The sequence below is a fragment of the Taylorella asinigenitalis ATCC 700933 genome (assembly GCF_000687755.1).
Taxonomy (GTDB): domain Bacteria; phylum Pseudomonadota; class Gammaproteobacteria; order Burkholderiales; family Burkholderiaceae_B; genus Taylorella; species Taylorella asinigenitalis.
The window spans coordinates 167,738-185,586 of record NZ_JHXN01000002.1 but is presented as its reverse complement, the minus strand read 5'-3'; the positions used below and the strand labels follow the sequence as shown (position 1 = coordinate 185,586).

The 17,849-nt window shown below is 38.2% G+C and carries 18 protein-coding genes and 1 tRNA gene; 5 read left to right on the top strand and 14 right to left on the bottom strand.

What is annotated here, in order from left to right; genetic code table 11:
- Nucleotides 1–115: 115 nt before the first annotated feature.
- Nucleotides 116–358, bottom strand: a complete 243-nt coding sequence (locus T432_RS07875; RefSeq protein ID WP_044971063.1) for a nucleotidyltransferase family protein — start codon at nt 356–358, stop codon at nt 116–118.
- A 97-nt stretch (nt 359–455) separates the two neighbouring features.
- On the opposite strand from T432_RS07875, the gene dmeF reads away from it, so the two are divergent.
- Complete coding sequence (gene dmeF, locus T432_RS0102790) at nt 456–1,475, top strand: CDF family Co(II)/Ni(II) efflux transporter DmeF (RefSeq protein WP_028884090.1); 1,020 nt, start codon at nt 456–458, stop codon at nt 1,473–1,475.
- Nucleotides 1,476–1,506: 31 nt separating this feature from the next.
- Nucleotides 1,507–2,322 carry a DUF3298 domain-containing protein gene (locus T432_RS0102785; RefSeq protein ID WP_028884089.1) on the top strand — a complete coding sequence of 272 codons (816 nt, stop codon included), beginning with the start codon at nt 1,507–1,509 and terminating at the stop codon, nt 2,320–2,322.
- 46 nt (nt 2,323–2,368) lie between these two features.
- Here T432_RS0102785 and T432_RS0102780 read toward each other — a convergent pair whose 3' ends face one another.
- Together T432_RS0102780 and T432_RS0102775 are read right to left on the bottom strand one after the other, a co-directional pair.
- Nucleotides 2,369–3,400 (bottom strand): HpaII family restriction endonuclease, encoded by a 1,032-nt coding sequence (locus T432_RS0102780; RefSeq protein WP_028884088.1) that lies wholly within the window; start codon nt 3,398–3,400, stop codon nt 2,369–2,371.
- Nucleotides 3,384–4,385, bottom strand: coding sequence for a DNA cytosine methyltransferase (locus T432_RS0102775; RefSeq protein ID WP_028884087.1), 1,002 nt, complete (start codon nt 4,383–4,385; stop codon nt 3,384–3,386). Before T432_RS0102775 ends, T432_RS0102780 begins: the two co-directional genes overlap by 17 nt.
- Nucleotides 4,386–4,483: 98 nt before the next feature.
- Between T432_RS0102775 and T432_RS0102770 the strand changes: the two genes are divergently transcribed.
- Nucleotides 4,484–5,416, top strand: coding sequence for a Dyp-type peroxidase (locus tag T432_RS0102770; RefSeq protein WP_028884086.1), 933 nt, complete (start codon nt 4,484–4,486; stop codon nt 5,414–5,416).
- On the opposite strand, the gene T432_RS0102765 is transcribed toward T432_RS0102770, so the two are convergent.
- The 5 genes from T432_RS0102765 to pstS all read right to left on the bottom strand — a co-directional run bounded on the left by T432_RS0102765 (nt 5,417) and on the right by pstS (nt 9,402).
- A tRNA-Cys gene (locus T432_RS0102765) sits at nt 5,417–5,490 on the bottom strand. It lies immediately after the preceding gene.
- Nucleotides 5,491–5,588: 98 nt separating this feature from the next.
- Nucleotides 5,589–6,374: a phosphate ABC transporter ATP-binding protein PstB gene (gene pstB / locus T432_RS0102760; RefSeq protein WP_014111850.1), complete on the bottom strand. Its 786-nt coding sequence runs from the start codon at nt 6,372–6,374 to the stop codon at nt 5,589–5,591.
- A 29-nt stretch (nt 6,375–6,403) separates the two neighbouring features.
- The gene (pstA, locus tag T432_RS0102755) at nt 6,404–7,300 is read right to left on the bottom strand and encodes a phosphate ABC transporter permease PstA (RefSeq protein WP_081799292.1); all 897 of its coding nucleotides are present in this window, start codon (nt 7,298–7,300) and stop codon (nt 6,404–6,406) included.
- Between the two features lie 15 nt (nt 7,301–7,315).
- On the bottom strand, nt 7,316–8,275 hold the full coding sequence (gene pstC / locus T432_RS0102750; RefSeq protein ID WP_028884084.1) for a phosphate ABC transporter permease subunit PstC: 960 nt from the start codon (nt 8,273–8,275) through the stop codon (nt 7,316–7,318).
- A gap of 86 nt (nt 8,276–8,361) precedes the next feature.
- Nucleotides 8,362–9,402 carry a phosphate ABC transporter substrate-binding protein PstS gene (gene pstS, locus T432_RS0102745; RefSeq protein WP_028884083.1) on the bottom strand — a complete coding sequence of 347 codons (1,041 nt, stop codon included), beginning with the start codon at nt 9,400–9,402 and terminating at the stop codon, nt 8,362–8,364.
- A gap of 178 nt (nt 9,403–9,580) precedes the next feature.
- Between pstS and T432_RS0102740 the strand changes: the two genes are divergently transcribed.
- Nucleotides 9,581–11,071 carry a Ppx/GppA phosphatase family protein gene (locus T432_RS0102740; RefSeq protein WP_014111854.1) on the top strand — a complete coding sequence of 497 codons (1,491 nt, stop codon included), beginning with the start codon at nt 9,581–9,583 and terminating at the stop codon, nt 11,069–11,071.
- A gap of 20 nt (nt 11,072–11,091) precedes the next feature.
- Here the strand turns inward: T432_RS0102740 and T432_RS0102735 are convergent, their stop codons facing one another.
- The 5 genes from T432_RS0102735 to T432_RS0102715 all read right to left on the bottom strand — a co-directional run bounded on the left by T432_RS0102735 (nt 11,092) and on the right by T432_RS0102715 (nt 16,764).
- A complete protein-coding gene (locus T432_RS0102735) occupies nt 11,092–11,874 on the bottom strand; it encodes a GNAT family N-acetyltransferase (RefSeq protein WP_014111855.1) in 783 nt (260 codons plus the stop codon).
- A 19-nt stretch (nt 11,875–11,893) separates the two neighbouring features.
- Nucleotides 11,894–13,261 carry a phosphoglucosamine mutase gene (gene glmM, locus T432_RS0102730; protein WP_028884082.1) on the bottom strand — a complete coding sequence of 456 codons (1,368 nt, stop codon included), beginning with the start codon at nt 13,259–13,261 and terminating at the stop codon, nt 11,894–11,896.
- On the bottom strand, nt 13,258–14,109 hold the full coding sequence (gene folP / locus T432_RS0102725; RefSeq protein WP_028884081.1) for a dihydropteroate synthase: 852 nt from the start codon (nt 14,107–14,109) through the stop codon (nt 13,258–13,260). The genes glmM and folP overlap by 4 nt, the downstream gene beginning before the upstream one ends.
- A gap of 1 nt (nt 14,110) precedes the next feature.
- A complete protein-coding gene (ftsH, locus tag T432_RS0102720) occupies nt 14,111–16,012 on the bottom strand; it encodes an ATP-dependent zinc metalloprotease FtsH (RefSeq protein ID WP_028884080.1) in 1,902 nt (633 codons plus the stop codon).
- A gap of 116 nt (nt 16,013–16,128) precedes the next feature.
- Entirely contained in the window at nt 16,129–16,764 is a 636-nt protein-coding gene (locus T432_RS0102715) for an RlmE family RNA methyltransferase (protein WP_028884079.1), read from the bottom strand.
- Here T432_RS0102715 and yhbY point away from each other — a divergent pair.
- Nucleotides 16,763–17,350 carry a ribosome assembly RNA-binding protein YhbY gene (yhbY, locus tag T432_RS0102710; protein ID WP_028884078.1) on the top strand — a complete coding sequence of 196 codons (588 nt, stop codon included), beginning with the start codon at nt 16,763–16,765 and terminating at the stop codon, nt 17,348–17,350. The two genes, T432_RS0102715 and yhbY, sit on opposite strands and share 2 nt — an antisense overlap.
- Here the strand turns inward: yhbY and greA are convergent.
- Complete coding sequence (gene greA, locus T432_RS0102705) at nt 17,347–17,823, bottom strand: transcription elongation factor GreA (protein WP_028884077.1); 477 nt, start codon at nt 17,821–17,823, stop codon at nt 17,347–17,349. The two genes, yhbY and greA, sit on opposite strands and share 4 nt — an antisense overlap.
- Between the last annotated feature and the right edge of the window lie 26 nt (nt 17,824–17,849).

The window sequence follows — 17,849 nt, the reverse complement described above, 5'->3', positions numbered from 1 at the left end:
CGTTTCCCGCTCCATTTAAACTTTTCCATATGCTTAATATAATCGTTAATTCTTAAATTAGAGTTCATAAAGGAATAGCCTCTTTTAAAGCAGTTTCCTTGAATTTTGTCGGTAGTCAATTCTCCTCTATTACATCAAAATTTTGTCCGATAAATTCTTCGAGGTCAGCACATAACCCACCTAAATCCAATAACGTAGTTCTTGGAGAAGTGCTTACTAAAAAATCAATATCACTGTCCTCAGTATCCTCCCCGCGAGCAACTGAACCGAATACTCTTAAATTACTTAATTTATTTCGTTTGGAAAAACGAAATAAAATTTCATTCCTATGTTTTTTTAAAAGTTCTGAGGGTCTCATGGTATAACGTAAAAATAAGTATATTGTCAGTGTAACTTAGCTTGAATACCAAGCTAATAAAACTGGCTTAGCCTAATATGAGTGGGAGTTATTCAACATGACTACCGAACACATTGAACATCAGATCTACAGATCAAAAATAGAACATGAATTTGGTCAAGTTAATAAATCCAAGGCAGAAGTAAGAACATTTTGGGTCATGGTTATAACATTTGTGACCATGTTCGGAGAAATTTTTGCTGGTATATGGACGGGGTCTATGGCCCTGATAGCAGACGGAATACATATGGGTGGTCATGCTCTAGCTCTAGGTCTAGCATTTGCAGGCTATTATTTATCAAGACGTTATGCAAGAGACAGACGACTAAGTTTCGGAAGTGGAAAAATTAATGAACTAGTTGCTTATTCCACCTCTCTTTTATTATTGATTACGGCCGCTTTAATTACTTATGAATCTTTATATAGGCTATTTAATCAAAATGAGATTAAGGCTCAGGAAGCATTAATTGTTGCTGTATTAGGTCTTATCATTAATTTAGTCTCTTTTGTGATTCTTAAGGGTAGCAACGATTTTGAAGAAATCGAACATGGGCACAACCACAGCCATGGTCATGGTCATATTCATGAACATGATATTGAATACGAAACAAAAAGCGAAGCAGCGATGGCATTGCCAGAGAGAAAAGATAACAATCTTCAGGCAGCTGTTTTACATATACTCACAGACGCAGCAACATCAGTAGCGGCCATTATAGGCATTCTTGCCGCATGGGGATGGGGTTGGACGTGGCTTGATCCGCTTATCGCATTGATAGCTAGTGTTTTGATAGGCAAATGGACCATTGGTCTCATGAAGCAAACAAGCAAAGTATTACTTGATGCCACTGCGCCTGGGTCAGTTGAAGATACTATACGTAAAAAACTTGAAAGTGCAAGCGATACAGAGGTCATCGATTTGCATGTCTGGTCAATTGGACAAGGATGCTGGACCATGATTGCATCTGTAATCCACCACGGGTCTATGACTCCTCAAGACTATAAATCTCTACTTAAAGGCATGAAAAACCTGCATCATCCAGTGATTGAAGTTCAACATTGCAAGCACGAGATTATTTAATTATTAACAAGTTTAATTAAGGTGATTTAGAATGAGACAACTCCTAGGATTATTGGCCACTTTAATTTGTTTTGTTGCACCATCTTATGCAGATTCAAATGTTAAATCTGCTATACAACGCATTCACATAACACAAAGCGAAACTTCAAAAAAATTATCCGATAACTCAACATGCTCACCTGAATGCCCTGTAGTTGAAGTTTATTTTATAGAAACTAACTTGCCTGAGATTGATGCAAAAATTAATCTTGATATTCTGGAACTTCTAATTTCCTTTGATTCAGATAATGCCCTACCTCCTGAGAAATACACTCCAGAGACCGCAGATGCAATTATTAGAGGTGTGTTTAAAAAATTAGTAGCCCATGATAAAAGCAATTCGATGAATTTTGCTGGTGCTAGTGAGATAAAAATTGAGCCTAAATATGAGCATTATTGGGATGAAGACGAAAATAATAGACTCTTAGATTTTTACACTGAATATAGTTACTTTCTGCTTGGTTCGCCTCAACCAAGCACAGGTATCTTTATGTATACATATGATATAAAGAAAGGATTTATTATCTTAGCCGATTTGGTTGGACAGAAAAATGTTCAAAAAGTTAAGGATTTAGCTTATAGAGAATATGTTCGAATGAATAAAGAGAAAGGAATTCAAGAACCCTTTTTAGATAAGCAACACTTCTACCTATCTAACAATTTTATGCTTACTGCTGATGAACTAAGATTTGTTTACGACCCTGGTTCAATCAATTCTATTGCAAAGGGCAGTCAAACAATAATGGTTCCACGTAGGTTAATACAACCGCTGCTTGAAAAAGGATATAAAAATCAGAGGCGGGATTGAGTTAGGGATAGAATATTAAAACTAATTTTACGCAGTTTTAAACAAGTTAAATGAATCTGATTTGTAAATTTAGTTTTATCCTATTCTCTCCTGATTCTTCATATACAAAACCAAATTTATGTCTGGTAGTTGAAGGAGTTTCAAATTTTGTATTATTAAGAAGATAATCCTCAAATTCGTTCCTATTTCTTTGGTGGTAAAGTAACATATCACCATTTGATTTAATAATCAAAAATCCTCCGCTTGCTTCATCTTTTCCATCCCAAGGTGTGGAAGGTTTCATACCAAGAGCGATTGATCTTAAAAAACTTTTGAATTTAAATTCGTAGGATTTAATATTTAATAGATTAAGGGGATTTAGTTGAGTTAATTTTTCAACAACACTTTTGCATGATCTAGTTCTATGACAGTAATATTGGATGAGAGCTGTGGCTAATAATTCATCAAATTGATTGTCTATAAATTGTAGATTCGCTAGAAAAGTAGGATTTTCAGTTGATATGTACTCTAGATTGTTGGAAACACAATCAAGAGATTCATGCAAAGTATGAAACTTTTTTACTAAGTAATTTCCTCTGACCCTAAATATAAAATTTGTTGACTTGCTAGCATTCAAAAGTGATGAGGAATGTCCTAGCTGAGATTTGATTGAAAAGGCTACTTTATAAATATTTGAAGTGAAAATATCCTTCAAGTGAAGAATAATATCGGATTTATCTCTTGATGGAGCTTTGAGGGAGGTGATACCAATCCTAGAAAGAAATGACTCAGTTTTTAGTATTAAAAAACTAGTTTTTTGTGCTTTCAATAGTTCATTTAATAGATAATAGTATTCTTCGGAAAATTCTGCTTTCGAAATCTTTAACTTAAATTTCCCATTTAAATATATATCTATTTGATCATTTATCTTAAATAGAAAATTACCCAACTTATCTTTTCTTTCTAAACCTACAACTGGTGATGACTCTATACTTTGCTTTTCAAATTTAAAGTCTGTTGCATGTAAAACATTGCTCGATAGAATATAGAATAAAGCTAACACCTCAGACCATTCACCTTTATTACCTACTAGTGCCATTCTTACTATCCTTCAAAGCATCTTTAATTCTTAGGGCAATTGCTTTAACTACAGGGACAGTAACGGAATTTCCAAGTTGTTTATATAAATGCGTATCAGCAATAGGTAATTTGAATGTTTCTGGAAAGCCCTGTAGTCTAGCCCATTCTCTCGGTGTCATTCTTCTAACAAACTCTTTATTTATTTCTCCCTTGATATTTGTTTTAGGTGTGAAATCTTTAAGTCTGTTATCTACTATTAAATTGCGTTCCCTTCCCATACCACCGCATACAATTGCTCCCGCAATAGATTCAGGATCTCGAATTTCATACCCAAATCCATTACCTTTTAATGCATGTCTCTCTTTATGTTTTTTTAGAGTGCTTAGATAGGTTTCAGAAAGATAATATTTATTTGAAACTTCTGTTTTTTCAAGAATATCTTTCAATTTAACAGAATCATTAATTCCTTCAGGAAAATCAAATCTGCGAATCCCTAGATTTTCCCTGAAAGCAACTATATATATTCGTTCCCTGTTTTGAGGAACTCCGAAATTTTTACTATTTAAGACTTGAAAAAATACTACATAACCTAATTCTTTAAGCACATTAAGAATTATTTTAAAGGTCGTCCCTTTATCATGATTCACTAAATTTTTAACATTTTCAGCGAATACAACTTTCGGTTTATGAAACTTAATTATTCTGGCAACATCAAAAAACAACGTCCCTCTAGCATCATCAAAACCCATTTTTCTGCCAGCAGCTGAAAAAGCTTGGCATGGAAAACCTGCAAGTAAAAAGTCGTGAGCAGGAATATCAGCTTCTACTTCTTTGGTTACGTCACCGTGAATAATCTTTTTACTAGAAAAATTTGAAACATAAGTTTTTACTGCATTGGAATCAATTTCACTTGCGTAAACAGTTTTGAGTTTTTCACCAAAAGCCTGTTCAAATCCCAGTCTAATACCACCAATTCCAGCGAATAAATCAATAGAAGAATACACAAAATTTCCTTAAGTCCCATTAGTTATATTTTAATAATAAAATAAGATATCTAAAGAGCATGGATAAATCCGTCCACTCTAACTAAATAGGAGATGTTATGTCCTGTCATTGTCAAACCTCTATACTCCCTGATGGTGCAAAATTTGGAATATTTATTGAAGCAGACCTAAAAAAGGAGGATTACGAAGGCATTGCCAACGCATGTTCTAAACTTCAATCAATTGAAGATGATCTTAAAAATAAATTTCCAAATGATATGCTAGGCATGTCAGTTGGGTTTGGTGCGAAGCTATGGAACAAGTACGCTCAAACCATAGACGGTCGCCGTGAGGGGCATGAAATCAAGCCATTCGAGGGATATGGCCACGGCATGGCACCTGCAACTCAGCATGATTTATTAATTCATATCCAATCTATGCGAAATGATATCAATCTTGATTTAGCGATTAAGGTTTGGGCTTTACTAAGGCCTTATTTTGAGCCTAAAGATGAGACCCATGGGTACCGCATGCTTGAAGATCGTGGGCACGATGGATTTGTGGATGGCACAGAAAATCCGAAAGATGAGGATGCTGTAAAGGCGGCTGTTATTGCTCAAGAATTCTGTGATGCGGGTGGTAGCTATGTTTTGATCCAAAAATATATCCATGATATGGACAAATGGAACGCACTTAGTGTTCAAACACAAGAGGCTTCTGTGGGTCGCAAAAAGGATTCTGATGAGGAACTCGATAAATCTGTGAGGCTTCCTGATTCGCATTTAGGTCGCACTGATATTGCGGAAAATGGTGTAGATCTTAAGATCCTAAGACGTAGCCTTCCTTATGGAGATATCACTGGTGATCGTGGGCTAATTTTCTGCGGATACTGTGCTACCTTGCATAATCTAGACCAGCAATTAAAAAGCATGTTTGGGAATTTGGACGGCAAAATTGATCTTTTAGTTCACCATTTCTCAAAGCCAGTGACAGGATCGTTTTACTTCGTACCGAATCAAGAAAGGCTGCACACCTTGCGTGTACAAAATTAATGGAGGCGCGAAGCGGAGTCGAACCGCTCTAAACGGATTTGCAATCCGCTGCATAACCGCTTTGCTATCGCGCCACAAGTTAAAGCCTATTATTATAACGAATATATTAGTTTATTCAAATAAAAAACGAGCCATAAAGACTCGTTTTTTTGTTTCTATTAGGTGGCAATGCTTAGCCGAATCGTCCAGTAATATAGTCTTGAGTCGCTTGCTCTTTAGGTGTGTGGAAGATTTGTTCTGTTTCACCAAATTCAATCAATTCACCTAAGTACATATAAGCAGTGTAATCAGAGCAACGTGCAGCTTGTTGCATGTTGTGAGTTACGATTGCAACTGTATAGTCTTTCTTAAGTTCAGTAATCAGTTCCTCAATCTTAACTGTAGAGATTGGGTCAAGAGCAGAACATGGTTCGTCAAGAAGAATAACTTCAGGTTTAACAGCAACACCGCGTGCAATACAAAGACGTTGTTGTTGACCACCAGATAAACCCGCACCGCTCTGATCAAGTTTATCTTTAACTTCGTTCCAAAGAGCAGCTTTAACTAAAGCCCACTCTACGCGCTCGTCCATTTCACGTTTAGATAATTTTTCGAACAATCTAACACCGAAAGCCACATTATCGTAGATACTCATTGGGAATGGAGTTGGTTTTTGGAAAACCATACCAACTTTTGCGCGAATAATTGAAATATCAGTTTTAGTATTTAGAAGGTTTTCACCGTCCATAATGATTTCACCTGTTGCACGTTGACCAGGATAAAGTTCAAACATGCGGTTAAAGGTGCGCAAAAGAGTTGATTTACCGCATCCTGATGGACCAATAAATGCTGTAACGCAGTTGCGGGGTATACGCATATTCACATTTTTAATTGCGTGAAACGAACCATAATAAAAGTCTAAGTTATTAACTTCTATTTTTGTATCAGCTGGAGAAATTAGTTCATAAGTAGAGTTCATTTAAATTTCCTAAAAATTAAATCTGCGTATTATTTTTTAAAGATGCTACGAGCTAAGATATTTATACCAAGAACGAACAACGTAATTACGGTAGCACCAGCCCAAGCTAAGGCGTTCCAATCTTCATAAGGGCTATCTGCGTATTGATAAATTGTAACTGGAAGGTTAGCCATAGGTTGATTCATATCTAAAGAACCGAATTGGTTGTTTAGAGCCGTAAATAGTAATGGTGCTGTTTCACCTAGAATACGTGCAATAGCAAGGAGAACGCCAGTAATAATACCTGCGATAGCTGCACGATAACAAATCTTAGTAATCATTTTCCATTTAGGGCATCCAAGAGCTACAGCCGCTTCACGTAAACTATTTGGAATAAGTAAAAGCATATTATCCGTAGTTCTTACTACAACTGGAATCAAAATAATAGCCAATGCTACTGCACCCGCCCATCCAGAATAGTGACCTTGTTGAGCAACGATAAGGGCATAAATAAATAGACCAATTACGATAGATGGTGCTGATAAAAGTACGTCGTTTAGGAAACGTGTAGTTGGAGCTAGCCACCCTCTTTGACCATATTCAGCAAGATATGTTCCTGCAAGAACCCCAATGGGTGTGCCTACAATAGTAGCTACGGAAGTCATTAAGAATGATCCAAGAATGGCATTTCGTAAGCCGCCACCGCCGCCAGGACCAGAAGTTGGCTCAGTGAATAATTCTAGATTAATAGCTGCAGCACCTTCAACAATTAAAACCCAGATAATCCAGAACAACCAAAATAAACCGAATGCCAACGCAATAAAAGAAAGCGTAAGCATAACCATATTTGTAAGTCTACGTTTTTTGAAAAGAGGGTTTTTTACGCTAATGGCACTATTTGCTAATTTTGGTGCCATATTGTTTGGAGTTTGTGTAACTGTATTCATTTTTATGCCACCTAATTAAGATTTTTTACCTTCTTTACGTTCCATTCTTGAAACCATCCAACGAGATAAAGCTAGTACTACTGTAGTAATCAAGAAAAGAATTAAACCAAGTTCAATGAGTGCAGATTTTTGAATACCATAGGCTTCATTAAATCCGTTTGCAATCGCTGAGGCGATTGATGTCGCAGAGTCATAAACGCTCTCTGGCAGATTAAAGGAGTTACCGATAACAAGAGTAACGGCCATTGTTTCACCAAGTGCTCGACCAAGACCTAACATGATACCACCCACTACACCATTTTTAGTGTAAGGAAGAACTACTTTCCACATAACTTCCCATGTTGTAGATCCTAATCCATAAGCAGATTCTTTGTGCATTGGTGGAACAACTTCAAATACGTCACGCATAATAGAAGCAATATATGGAATAACCATAATTGCAAGAATCAGACTGGCTGTAAATAAACCGATACCCATCGGGGCACCTTGGAATAGGAAACCAATAAGTGGCAATTCTCCAAAAGTGTCGATAATTAAGGGTTGAATATTTCTGGCATACCATGGGGCAAAAATAAATAAACCCCACATACCATAAATAATTGATGGAATCGCAGCTAACATCTCAACGGCAGTACCCAATGGTCTACGTAACCAAAGAGGTGCTAGTTCAGTTAGGAACATTGCGATACCAAAAGAAACAGGTATAGCGATAATTAAAGCAATAAAAGATGTAACTAATGTACCAACGATAGGAGCTACAGCACCGTAAACGTCATTAATCGGATCCCAATCATTAGTCCATAAAAAAGAAAAGCCCCATTTCATAATGGTTTCACGGCTTTCCCAAATCAGAGATAAAAGAATAGCGGCCAACAGAATAAACACAAAAAAAGCCATAAAACGCGTAGCGTTGGCAAATAATGCATCTAGGAATACACCGCGACTTTGAGTATTGTTAGCGTCTTTTGATTGCATGATAACTTTAATAGTTGAGTAAAGAAAAACATGGCAGTCTAATAGACCGCCATGTTACTAATCTAAGGTCATAAGACTATGTCTAATTACCAAATAGATTTACCGTCAGCAGTTTTAAGCTGAGCTTTCCATTCTTCACGGATTGCATTAGTAACTGAATCTGGAAGTGGAACATAGTCTAAATCAGATGCAGTTTTAGCACCTTTAGTCCAAGCATAATCGAAGAATTGAAGAGCTGTTTTAACTTCTTCAGGTTTTTCTACATTTTTGTGAACTAAGATGAAAGTAGCTGAAGTCATAGGCCAGCTATCAGCACCTGGTTCGTTTGTAAGAACAACGCCCATACCAGGAGTACCTTTCCAGTCAGCATTAGCTGCAGCTGCTGCGAAAGTAGATTGTTCTGGTTGAACTACTTTACCTTCAGCGTTTTTCATAGCAGCCCAAGCTAAACCATTTTGTTTAGCATAAGCGTATTCAACATAACCAATAGAGAAAGGGATTTTAGATACTAAACCAGCAACACCACCGTTACCTTTACCGCCTTGACCAGTAGGCCATTTAACAGATTTACCTTCGCCTACTGAGTTTTTCCAATCAGCAGAAACTTTAGAAAGGTAGTTAGTGAAACCGAAAGAAGTACCAGAAGAGTCAGAACGGTGAACTACGATGATATCAGCGTCTGGAAGAGAAGTGTTACCGTTAAGTTCTTTGATCTTAGGGTCATTCCATTTTTTAATTTTACCCATGTAGATATCAGCTAGAACTTCACCAGTTAAAACTAGTTGACCTGGTTTTAGACCAGTAATATTAACTACAGCAACAGTACCACCAACTACTGAAGGGAATTGGAAAAGACCGTTTTCGTTAAGTTTTTCTGCACTTAATGGGTCGTCTGTACCAGCGAAATTAACAGTTTTACCGATGATAGCTTTTTGACCACCACCAGAACCGATTGATTGATAATTGATTTTGTGGCCAGTTTCTTTTTCGAAATCAGAAGCCCATTTAGAATAAACTGGGTAAGGGAATGATGCCCCTGCACCAGTTACTTCAACTGCTTGAACAGCGAATGATGCAGTGCTAAGAGCAACTGCAACAGTAATACCTTTTAAAGCGTGTTTTAACATAGTATGTCCTCAAACTAGGATAAATCCATATAATAGAAAGAAAGTATCAGGGCAGTCCCTGACTTGTGCTTAATGTTAAGTTTCAAATATGACGTGAATATGACATTTGTGTAAATTCTTAAATTACAAGTAATTGTGTTTAAGGTAAAATGTTGCAACTTTTTTTGGACTCTCTTTTATGAACTCTGCTTCCCTTCTGGCTGCTGTTGATTTAGGCTCTAATAGTTTTAGACTTTCAGTTGGCAGAGTAGTTGAACTTAGCAATGGTATAAGACAAATCTACTCTATAGATCGCCTTAAGGAAACTGTTAGACTAGCTGCTGGTTTGAATGAAAATCTCGTACTCGATGACATTGCCATCTCTAGAGCTGAAGCCGTTCTTAAGATGTTTGGAGAAAGGATAAAAGATTTTCCACCCCAAAATGTTAGGGCTGTGGCTACGAACACATTCCGGGTAGCAAAAAACGCTAACAAATTGTTACAAGTATCAGAGGCGGCACTAGGCTTTCCCATAGAAGTGATATCAGGCCAAGAAGAAGCAAGGCTTATATTTTCAGGAGTAGCACATGAATTGCCACCATCTAAAGAAAATAGGCTTGTAATAGATATAGGTGGCGGATCTACAGAGTTCATTATCGGTAAAGGCTTAGAGCCACAAATTATGACCTCACTCCATATGGGGTGTGTGAGCTTTTCGAAAGCTTTTTTCCCTAAACGAGAACTAAGCGAAAAGGCATTTGCACAAGCGGAACTTGCGGCATCAAAAGAAATTGAGGTGATTCGCAAATCCTATACAAGCATTGGGTGGAAGCAAGCATTTGGATCATCTGGCACGGCAAAGGCTTTAGTGGCTGTTCTTGAGGATACTGGGTATTCTGAAAAAGGTATCACTCTTGAGGGCATGTTAAAGCTGCGTAAAACAATGATTAAGTACGGTATGAATTATTCCTCTCATGTGCTTGGACTAAAAACCGATAGGACGGAAGTATTGCCAGCAGGGCTTTCTATCATGATTGCTATTTTTAAGTCATTGGGTATCAAACAAATGCACCAAGGCGAAGGGGCACTGCGAGTCGGTGTGTTATACGATATGCTCGGCCGTCAAGCTGATACTGATAAGCGCGATGAAACGGTAGACTTGTTTATGCATCGTTATCATATAGATAAAAGGCAAGCGTATAGAGTTGAGTCTCTCGCACTCAATCTCTTCGATGATATGGGAGAAGGATCTGAAGAGGACCGAAAATACCTGACTTGGGCTGCGAAACTTCATGAAATTGGCCTAAGTATTTCTCAATCTTCATATCATAAACACACGGCATATGTCTTGGAAAATGCTGATTTGCCAGGGTTTTCAAAGGACGAGCAAAAAAATCTTGCTCTGATTTCTCTAATGCATCATGGGTCTTTGAATAAAGTCGATCTAGATACTTTAGATGCAAGTAAGATTCGTGCAATTCTAAGTCTACGATTGGCCGTGCTATTCTCAAGAAGTCGTCAGGATCTAGGTCTTCGTGAGATACAGCTGACTCATAAGAAAGAAAAATCCTTCGTATTGGAGGTTCCGAAGGATTGGATTAGCAATCACCCTCTAACTAAATACAGCCTTAATCTTGAGGCAGATCAGTGGATGAATGCAGGATACAATTTGAAAATCAAGGGTTATTAATCTATTTTTTAAAAGATGGATTAAGCAGACACCTCTTTTGAGAACTGATCAAACTGTTTATAGTACCTTTTGTCCATAGCTTCCTTATCGATGATAATCGGAAAGTCGCATGAATTAAAGCTCTCATCGAATGTAGGTTTTCCGCAAATATAGGCACCCACTTTGATATAACCTTTAATAAGTGAATGAAATTTTGTTTGATTATCTTGGTTCTCTGGCAATGATTCCAATTTCTCTATCGGATATGGATTTAGCGGAATTACTTCGGCCCTCTCAGGATGCTTTTCCATCTCTGATTTTGCATATCTCCAAACTTCAGCAGCTTGGAAACCGCCATCAGCTAAGCTAACACTTGCACAACCTAACATATAACGTGCTTGATAAAACTCCATATATTTTGCAAGACCAGCCCAAAGCAGCATGATTACAGAACCTGATCGATAATCAGTGTGTGTGCAAGAACGGCCACACTCAGCTAGAAGAGGTCGAATATTATTAAGACTATCGATATTAAATTCTCCCTCGGAATAATATCTTCCCGCTTTGACTGCATTTTTAGGACTCAATGTCCTATAAGTGCCCACTACTTTTTTCTTATCGTTATCGATAACCATTAGATGGTCGCAAAAATCATCAAAATAATCGATATCAATATCGTCTCGTTCAAATTTAACGCCCAATTCTGAAGAGTAAATTTCATGCCTTAATTTTTGCAGGGCTTTCACCTCTTCAGGTTCAGTGGCAATGCTTAACGTGAAGCTAGGTTCTCTGGATGTTGCTTGCGTTGTTAGTAGTTCACGCATATTATTATTTCCTTAAAATCTAATTACTCAATTCTACAGCAGCTAATTCATCAACTGCAGATTGAGCTACTTTTTTATCTTCAGCCTCAACCATAATTCTAAGTTTAGGCTCTGTGCCCGATGGTCTTATGAGCACTCTTCCCTTATTACCTAACTGAGCTTTAATTTCTTCCACTTTAGAAAGAAGCGATTTATTAGATTGCCAATCAAAGCCCTTTTCGCATGGAACGCTCACCATGACTTGAGGATACATATTTAAATCTGCAATCCAGTCCTTGAGTGTAGAATTATGCCTAACAGTACCTCTCAAAACCTGAAGTGCCGATATAATCCCATCTCCTGTGGAATGTTGATCAAGACATAAAATATGCCCTGAGCTCTCTCCACCTATCTTCCAGCCTTTATCGAGAAGCTCTTGCATAACATATCGGTCGCCCACTTTTGCTCTAATTAGAGGGATTCCTAATTCATTTAGTCGCTTCTCTAAACCATAATTGGTCATAAGTGTACCAACTAATCCGTCAAGGGCATAAATTTCATTACGTCCCATACGTTCATAACGAGATAGTCTGTCCTTAACTATGGCATACAATAAATGATCACCATTATATATTGTGCCTTCATTATCACACATTACTATTCGATCTGCGTCACCATCGAGGGCAATGCCGAGATCTGCCTCGTGCTTAATTACTTCTTGTGCTATTGATTCTGGGTGAAGTGCCCCCATTGCATCGTTGATATTTAGCCCATCAGGCTTATCTCCTATGGATATGACATCAGCCCCAAGTTCTTGAAAAACTGGTGCGGCAATGCGATAGGCGGCTCCATGTGCTGCATCTACAACAATTTTAAGCCCGCGCAAATCCAAATCACCCGCAAACGTACTTTTGCAAAACTCGATATATCGACCAGAAGCGTCATTTATCCTGCGAGCCTTGCCAATTTGATCAGATCCTACACACCCAAGCGGCTCATCGATTAAATTTTCAATCTGCAGCTCAACATCATCCGGAAGTTTTGTACCCTCTCCAGAAAAGAATTTAATACCATTATCGTAGAAAGGATTGTGAGAAGCACTAATAACTATACCTGCATCCAAACGAAAAGCTTTAGTCAAATAAGCAACCGCAGGAGTGGGTAATGGGCCAGCAAGCAATACATCGATTCCAGCCGCTGACAATCCAGCCTCTAGGGCTGATTCCAACATATAGCCTGAAACGCGCGTGTCTTTTCCGATAAGCACACTCGGGCGCTTTCTGTTCTTATGCTCTTTAGTTAGAACCTTTCCTGCTGCATAACCAAGCCTTAAAGCAAATTCGGCGTTGATAACATCACCGCCTACTTCACCCCTAACACCATCAGTACCAAAATATCTTCTACTCATTTTCTTCTATGCTGATTAATCTTGTCTCTAATCATCATGGCCTGCTTAGTTTCAAGTACATCGTGTACACGAATAATATTTGCACCTAAATCAAGCCCAACCATAGTACCATAGACACTGACAACCACCCTATCTCGTGGAGGGATATCAAGAAGAGAGCCAATCATCATTTTGCGAGAAATGCCGAGTAGCAATGCATATCCCAAATCTTTAAATTCATCTAGATTAGAGAGAATATCGTAATTTTGATCAATTGTTTTACCGAATCCACATCCAGGATCGATGCAAATTCTATTGGTGGCAATGCCCCTGCTTTCTGCTTCCGTGGCTCTTCTTAAGAGATATTCCTTCAAAAATGCAACCACATCACCTTGATAGTCTGGTGGATTTAGCTGCATAGTTTTAGGTTCCCCATGCATGTGCATAATACAAACACCTGCTTTAGGAAATTTAGAGACTACATCAATTGCCCCAGGCTTTTCTAGACCATTTATGTCATTGATCATGTCTACACCAGCATCTAGAACAATCTTCATAACTTCGGGTTTGAAAGTGTCCACAGATATAGGTACACCCGCATTTTTCAAACCCTCGATTACAGGCAATATACGAGACACTTCATCTTCCGCACTTACAGGATCGGAACCTGGACGGGTAGATTCCCCACCGATATCAATAATATCGGCCCCGTCTCGAATTAATTTAAGTCCGTGTTCAATTGCAGTATCTGTAGTAGCATGAAGGCCACCATCTGAAAACGAATCAGGGGTAACATTGACGATACCCATGATTCGCGGAGATTCATTAAGGTCGATTTCATATCGACCGCATAAAAAAGGAGATACCATTCTAAACTGGTTTAGCTGATTCTTTTGGAGGAACTACACCACCAGCAGATGGAGGAGGCGAAGCATCACCTGTCACATCATAAGGGGCTGCAGGGTCTTTAGGAGGAGAAGGCTCTTTTCCGTCCATAATTTCTTTGATTTGGTCTGCATCAATTGATTCCCATTCAAGCAGAGCCTTAGCCATAACTTCGATTTTCTCGCGATTAGATTCAATAATATCGCGGGCAACTTTATATTGCTCATCGATAATTTTGCGAATCTCTTTATCGACTTGTTGCATGGTAGCTTCCGACACATGAGTCGTTTTAGTTACGCTTCGACCTAGGAACACTTCGTTTTCGTTTTCTGCGTAAACCATAGGACCTAGAGAATCAGTCATACCATAACGAGTAACAATATCTCTGGCAATGCTTGTGGCTCTCTCAAAGTCATTTGAAGCACCAGTAGTCATCTGATTCATAAAGACTTCTTCTGCGATACGGCCACCAAATAGCACGGCAATCATATTTAGTAGACGCTCTTTATCCATACTATATCTATCTTCCTCTGGAAGTTGCATGGTTACACCTAAAGCACGACCACGAGGAATAATGGTAACTTTATGAACTGGGTCTGTTTTCGGTAGTACATAAGCTACTACTGCATGACCAGATTCATGATAAGCTGTATTTTTACGCTCCTCTTCTGGCATAACCATAGATTTACGTTCCGCACCCATAATGATTTTATCTTTAGCTCTTTCAAAATCGAGCATATCAACTGTGCGACCATTTCTACGAGCAGCAAAAAGAGCCGCTTCGTTTACTAGATTAGCTAAATCCGCACCCGAAAACCCAGGTGTACCACGCGCAAGAATGGAAGCATCCACATTTGGTGCAAGCGGTACTTTACGCATGTGAACTTTTAATATTTGAGTACGTCCACGGACATCAGGAAGATTAACAACTACCTGTCTATCAAAACGTCCTGGTCTAAGTAATGCAGGGTCTAGTACATCTGGACGGTTAGTAGCTGCAATAACGATAACAGACTGACCAGATTCGAAGCCGTCCATTTCAACTAACATTTGGTTTAGAGTTTGTTCGCGCTCATCATTTCCGCCACCAAGACCTGCACCGCGCTGACGACCAACAGCATCAATTTCATCAATAAAAATAATGCAAGGAGAGTGTTTTTTTGCGTTTTCAAACATATCACGCACACGAGATGCACCTACACCCACAAACATCTCTACAAAATCAGAACCTGAGATAGTAAAAAATGGGACCTTAGCTTCACCTGCGATTGCTTTAGCCAACAGTGTTTTACCTGTTCCTGGAGGGCCAACCATAAGCACACCTCTAGGGATACGTCCTCCAAGTCTTTGGAATCTAGAAGGATCTTTTAAGAATTCAACAATTTCCTGAACATCTTCTTTTGCCTCATCCACTCCCGCAACATCCGCAAAAGTAATATTGTTATTTTTTTCGTCCAGCATACGTGCACGGGATTTACCGAAGCTAAATGCACCACCTTTTCCGCCACCTTGCATCTGGCGCATGAAAAATATCCATACACCAATAAGCAAAATCATAGGGAACCATGAAATTAATGCACTTAATAAAAATGACGGTTTTTCAGGAGGTCGAGCAGAAACTCGAACACCGTTTTCCATAAGATCACTAACCATCCAAATATCACTAGGACTTGTTAGTTCGTATTGACGACCATCAGATTGAGTAACATTTAGGGTGTTACCTTGAATGACAACAGATTGAATTTTACCGTTCTTAGCATCCTCCATAAACTGGCTGTAAGAAACAGCAGAAGCATAAGGACCGCGATCATCGTACTGACGAAATACGGTAAATAAAACAATTATGAATATCGCCCATAAAGCGAATTTAGAAAATGAATTATTCAAAATTTTTCCTCTATAGATTGTAATTCTTATAGAAAGAACTAATTATTCTACACCATACCACTTGGATATGAGGGTGAAAGTATATTTATTCAAGATTAGCACAATATTAAGGAATTTTATTTTGCTTTTAGTCTTTTAGCGACTATAAAAGTTTCTGATGATTTATCGCGTGAAGCCTTAGGCTTTATTTCAACTACTCTTACAAAATTTTTCTTAAATAATTCAACAAGTTGAGAGAACCCACTACCGTGAAAGGCCTTAACTATAAGTGCCCCTTCGGGTTTTAGATGATTTGTAGCAAAATCAACTGCCAACTCAACCACATGCTCAATTCGTGCAGAGTCAGCAGAGCTTATTCCAGATAAGTTAGGAGCCATATCCGAAATAACGAGATCAACCTGTTGATGACCTACTTTTTCTTCTAGTTGTTCTAAAACCTCATCATCTCTAAAATCGCCTTGAATAAACTCAACCCCTTCGATATGTTCCATTGGTAGTAAATCAAGTGCGATAACTCTTCCGTCAATCTCGCCTTTATGCAACAGTCTTTCTCTAGCCACTTGAGACCAACTACCTGGAGAAGAACCTAAGTCGACTATAATGTCTCCTCTTCGCATAAGCTTCTCAGTGTCTAAAATTTCAATAAGTTTGAATGCGGCACGAGCCCTGTATCCCTTTTGTTGAGCCAATTTAACGTAGGGATCATTTATATGTTGATGAATCCAATTTTTAGAAAATTTATTTTTAGCCATGAATATTGAATCAAAAAATCAAAAACTTTCTTCAAAAGAAAAAAGTTTATTAAGATCAAGTGCCCATAGTTTAAAGCCAGTGGTTATGATTGGGGATAACGGTTTAACAGAATCTGTTTTACAGGAAATCGATCACAATTTAAACGCACACGGACTAATTAAGATTAAAGTTGCAGGTGACGATAGATCTTACAGAATCGAACTTGCAGATCAGATAATTAAAAACCTCAACTGTGAAATCATCTCCCATGTAGGTAAGATTTTAACTATTTATAGAGAAAACGATATCTACAGAACACTTATAAAACAAAGTAAACCTCGTCAAGCTAGCGAAAGACTTCCTAATGAAGCTTATATAACTAAAAAACAAGCCGCCGCTGGTAAATGGGCAGGCTCAACTAGTTCAACTATATTAAACAAGGGCGGAAAAGCTAAAGCAAAACCTATTTCAAAAGCAGGTAAACCCGCACCTAAGACAGCTGATTCTAAAACTAGTAAACCTAAAGTACCTGTTCGTAAGCCATCAATCCCAAGAAGAAAAGGAAGTTCTCTCACACTTAGGGCGGGACGTAGAAATAAAGATTAAATATACTCTACGCTTAGTATTTCATATTCTTTTTCGCCTGAAGGTACATTGATTTTGATCGTGTCACCTTCATGTTTACCTATTAGACCGCGTGCTACAGGACTAGATATTGAAATAGTATTCAGTTTTATATCTGCTTCAGCATCACCCACTAATTGGTATCTTACATGCTCGCCGCTATCAAGATCCTCAAGCTCTACAGTTGCACCAAAGACAATCTTTTCTCCTGCCTCTAATGTTGACGGCTCGATAATTTGAGAGTTAGATAAAACGCCCTCTAATTCCTTAATTCTTGCTTCGATAAAGCCCTGTCTTTCACGAGCAGCATCATACTCAGCATTTTCGCTAAGATCGCCTTGTGCTCTAGCCTCAGCTATGGCTTGAATAACAGCTGGTCGCTCAACCGTTTTTAATTTTTGTAATTCTTCAGTAAGTCTAATCGATCCTGCTTTAGTCAATGGTAGTGTAGCCATAATCCCTCTAAGAAAAATTAAAGACG